The following is a 524-nucleotide window of genomic DNA, read 5'->3' as shown; positions in this document are numbered from 1 at the left end:
TTTTTCACCGATTTCGTGACACTCGTTTGGCTTCTGATGATCGGCGTCATTGTTTTTTTCGCCATGGTTTTCATGGGGTTGACCGCTGTCTTGACGATAATCGAGTATTATATTGTTACCGCTATCGGGTTCATTATCCTTCCATTCAGCGCCTTCTCCGCCACTCGTTTTATTGCAGAAAAAACCTTCTCCTCTTTCATCGCTCTTGGCGTCAAGGCCGCAACGATCGTTGTGGTGTCGGGTTTTGTTCTTTCCGATATCACGCAGCTAACCTCATCAAGCCTTTGCTCCGCCGATACGTCATTCGGAGACCAGCTCGGCATGACGCCGCTGCTCTTCGCTACGGCCGTCCTCTATCTCCTTCTCTTCATCAACGTACCGGGGCTCGCGGCAGGAGTGTTAACGGGATCACCAAAACTTGGAGCCGGGATGGCGCTTGTGGCTGGCGCTGGGATGTTGGCGACTGCCGGCGCAGTTGCCTACGGCGCTTTCAAAGGGGGAAGCGCCGCCGCTTCGGCCGCCCG

At 54.6% G+C, this 524-nt stretch carries 1 protein-coding gene; it reads left to right on the top strand.

Going from position 1 to position 524, the window contains the following annotated elements; genetic code table 11:
* The coding region (locus IG168_RS20525) for a type IV secretion system protein (protein ID WP_193166470.1) at positions 1-524 on the top strand (524 nt) is incomplete at both ends.

Source organism: Microbulbifer hainanensis (genome assembly GCF_014904735.1).
Taxonomy (GTDB): domain Bacteria; phylum Pseudomonadota; class Gammaproteobacteria; order Pseudomonadales; family Cellvibrionaceae; genus Microbulbifer; species Microbulbifer hainanensis.
Note: the sequence above shows the minus strand (reverse complement) of the source record. Positions and strands in the feature narration are given on the sequence as shown.